Genomic DNA, 3,565 nt, shown 5'->3' on the forward strand with positions numbered 1-3,565 from the left:
TAGCTAAAACCTATGTCAGGGGAAACGGTTGCTGCCCCTAAGAGTAAAGCAGCCGAGGGGTCTCCATTAAGATCTAGGAAGTTTAAGCTAAATCCAGAGAGAGAGAAATCTAAACTCCACCGCTCGCTAGGAAAATAGCTAAAACCAGGAGCAACACCTATTAAAACAGAAAAGGTATCTTCATCCATTGTTTCTAATCCTCCGATAGAGAAACTACCGTAAGCGAAGGTGACACTCCAATTTAGAAAGAAGAAGAATTTATCCTCTACAATAGGAAAATACCGCTGGACAAAGGGGGTTATTAAAACTGAAGTACTGCTCACATCACCAACAGACTGATAAGCAAGCGCGATCGACCCTCCAGCTGCTGTTTGATTACTGTTAAAGTAACCGAAGCTTGGGGCGAGAACGACTTGCGTGATACTTTCCCCCAAGAGCAAATTGACCGTACCATTAACAAATTTGTTACCCTTGGCTACTTGAGCTAATAGGCAATGAGAAAGTAAGACAAAACTGGATATTAGAAAAAAAAACTTCATAAGAGGTGGGACTTAAAAACGCTTTGACTGCTGAGATAAATTACACTATTTCTTTTGAATTCGACAGCTTCTGTTAAACTTTGTATCATTTTCTTCCACACTGTTAATAAAGCTCTAATTTTGTAAGTCGCTTACAACCTTTACTATGACTGTATTTTTAACTGGCACCAGCGGACTGCTAGGTAGCAACGTACTGATTGAACTGCTAAAACGGAATTACGCAGTGAAAGCCCTCTTTCGCGATAAGCAAGATGCCCACCGTCATCGGCACCGCGAAGACATTGAACTGTTCCTGGGCGATATTACCGATGCCCGAGCGATGAAACAAGGGGTTAAAGGTTGTGATGTGATCATCCACGCCGCCGCTGATACAGGTTTGTGGCCCGCTCGCTCACCTGAGTACGTAGCCACCAACGTGCAGGGCACTATCAATCTGATTGAAGCCGGCAAGAAAGTGGGCATCAAACGTATGATTGCCGTAAGCACCGCTAACGCACTGGGCTTCGGTACCAAAGAGCAACCGGGCGATGAAAGCACCCCGCCAAAGTTTAAGCAGTACGAATTAGGCTATATGGAAACCAAGCATCTGGCCCAGGAAATTATGCTGAAGGAAGCCCAAAATGGTTTCCCCGGAATGGTAGTGAACCCTACTTTCATGATTGGCCCAAACGATCATAAGCCTAGCTCCGGCCAAATGGTGCTGGCGGTGTACCACAGAAAAATACCGGGCTACCCCACCGGCGGGAAAAACTACGTATACGTAGGCGATGCGGCCACCGCGATTGTTAACGCTATTGAATTAGGTACTCCTGGTGAGTGCTACATTCTGGGGAACGAAAATCTGAGCTACCAAGAAGCGTTTACCAAGATTGCTAACATTGTGGGGGTAGAGCCACCCAAATTTGCTATTCCACCTTCACTAACGAAAGCTTTTGGTGGGCTAGGAACTGTTTATGGCAATTTGACCGGGTTTGCTCCGAAAGTAAGCTATAAAATGGCTCGCGTTTCCTGCGACGGTCACTACTTTACTGCCGCCAAAGCCGTCCGCGAACTGAATATGCCCCAAACCCCGATTGACACGGCTATCCGCGAGTGCTTTGCTTGGTTCAAAGAGAATGGATACTTAGACTGGAGGTAAGCCGCTCGCTGTTAGATTAAAACGCAAAAGCTGAAATAAATATGGATTTTTTCACAAAAGAGAGTTACACGTAAGAAGATATTCAGGGGTTAATCGACTCTTCAACAGAAGAGTCTCTTTACTTAGATTTTAAAGCCTCGGGAAGTTTAGCTAAACAAGAAGGGAAGAAGAAAGAAATATCAAAAGATGTATCAGCATTTGCTAATTCAGACGGAGGAATTATAGTTTATGGTGTCTCTGAAAAAGACAATGTTGCTAGTTCTCTGTCGTACATTGATGGTAACACTTTTACTAAAGAGTGGCTTGAACAAGTCATTAGTTCGAACATACAAAGGAGAATACCTGACTTACGAATATATCCAGTTCGCTTCGACAAGGATATTACAAAGTCAGTTTATGTAGTCAAAATTTCGCAAAGCTCAAATGCCCCTCATATGGCGTCTGATCACAGATTCTACAAACGGCACAATTTTGAATCTGTACCCATGGAAGAGTATGAAGTTAGAGTTACTTATAATCGTAAACAAAGAACTAGGCTTACTATAGAGATTCCATCATATAAAAAGACGAGCAAAAATTCTGCAGGAGGGGGCATTCAGAAGATTGAGTATTTGTTGCGTTTTCAAGCAAAGAGTATAGGTGATCAAGTAGAAGAGCAGTTCAAGTTGGAAGCTTCTATACCTAAAGCTTTATATGAGAATTATCATGCAAGCAAAAATGTAATTGCAGGTTATATAGTGAGGGAAGAAGATCAAGTCGTAGTTTTCAGTGTACCAAATAAAGCTCCTATTTTTCAGAATGAAGTAACTACGGTTGCTGAAGCTAATATTGTGGTGAAAAACCTTCAAGCTTCTTCTAATTTGAAAGTTAAAGTTAGACTGTACTACTCCAATGGCTACGAAGAGAGAGATTTTAATTTAGCAGAGATATTAAAGTATGAAGGCAAATTCATTCGAGATTGTAAGTGGACTTAAGAATCAGTCAATCGTCAACTAGAATACACTAAGTTGATGTGAAATATGGATTAAAATGCTTTCTTCGTTCAAAAAAGGGAGAATTTGCTGTCTGAGCGTAGCGAGTTTCAAATTCTCCTAGATTTTTGTCTACTTTTCATCAATGGAAAAGTAGAAGCCTTACCGGCTTGAGGACGAGATGCTGATAGTCAAGCACCTGGTTATTTCCACCGATAAGCCCTGATCCATAGTTCACGTCGAGTTGATGAAATAGTTTTCTTTTAAATCTTCTACTATGTACTATGACCTATAGCCTAACCACACCGTTCCATAACTACGTGCCCAAAGCCGCCGAAGCGTACTGCGTTTTGCTATGGAAACAGTATGGGTTTCGGCTCAAGCTAGCCAATCATCGCCAAAGTAAGTGGGGTGACTATCGGTACCGGAAGTCAGCTAGTGGCAGTGAACAACATCAAATCTCGGTGAACCGTACGTTGCCTGCGGAAGCTTTTTTGCTGACGTACCTGCACGAAGTGGCTCACCTGATGGCGTTTCAACGGCACTGGTTTTGTATTCGTCCGCACGGAGCGGAGTGGAAATCTTGCTTTCGCCAGCTACTCCAGCCGGTGCTTACTGAACCGATGGTTTCGGAAGAAGTGCGAATTCCCCTGCAACGTTACGCGCAAAACCCTAAAGCGACCGTTCACGCCGATGCTGCTTTACTGCGAGCTTTACTGCGAGAAAAACCGCTGGATGGCAATATTCCTCTGGCTTCGGTAGCGGAACAGGAGCATTTTGTGTTTCAGGGAAGAAAGTTTCTGAAGGAGAAAGTCAGACGTACTCGAGCTTTATGTCGAGAAATGACTAGTGGTAAGCGATATACCATTGCTCAGAGTGCCTACGTTACGACGGTCACCGGGGTGCCGGCCACGCCA

General features: G+C 43.6%; 4 protein-coding genes and 1 pseudogene. 4 read left to right on the forward strand and 1 reads right to left on the reverse strand.

What is annotated here, in order from left to right; genetic code table 11:
- Positions 1–539: hypothetical protein (locus WBA23_RS01610; RefSeq protein WP_424580489.1), on the reverse strand; the 539-nt coding region annotated here is incomplete at its 3' end.
- 145 nt (positions 540–684) lie between these two features.
- Here WBA23_RS01610 and WBA23_RS01615 point away from each other — a divergent pair.
- The 4 genes and pseudogenes from WBA23_RS01615 to WBA23_RS01630 form a co-directional block, all read left to right on the forward strand.
- The gene (locus WBA23_RS01615; RefSeq protein ID WP_424580490.1) at positions 685–1,677 is read left to right on the forward strand and encodes an NAD-dependent epimerase/dehydratase family protein; all 993 of its coding nucleotides are present in this window, start codon (positions 685–687) and stop codon (positions 1,675–1,677) included.
- 92 nt (positions 1,678–1,769) lie between these two features.
- Positions 1,770–2,153, forward strand: a pseudogene (locus WBA23_RS01620) (helix-turn-helix domain-containing protein); the annotation flags it as partial.
- A 9-nt stretch (positions 2,154–2,162) separates the two neighbouring features.
- On the forward strand, positions 2,163–2,651 hold the full coding sequence (locus tag WBA23_RS01625) for a hypothetical protein (protein ID WP_424580491.1): 489 nt from the start codon (positions 2,163–2,165) through the stop codon (positions 2,649–2,651).
- Positions 2,652–2,932: 281 nt separating this feature from the next.
- The coding region (locus WBA23_RS01630) for a SprT-like domain-containing protein (protein ID WP_424580492.1) at positions 2,933–3,565 on the forward strand (633 nt) is incomplete at its 3' end.

This window comes from Tunicatimonas sp. (assembly GCF_049647865.1).
Classification (GTDB): Bacteria; Bacteroidota; Bacteroidia; order Cytophagales; family Cyclobacteriaceae; genus Tunicatimonas.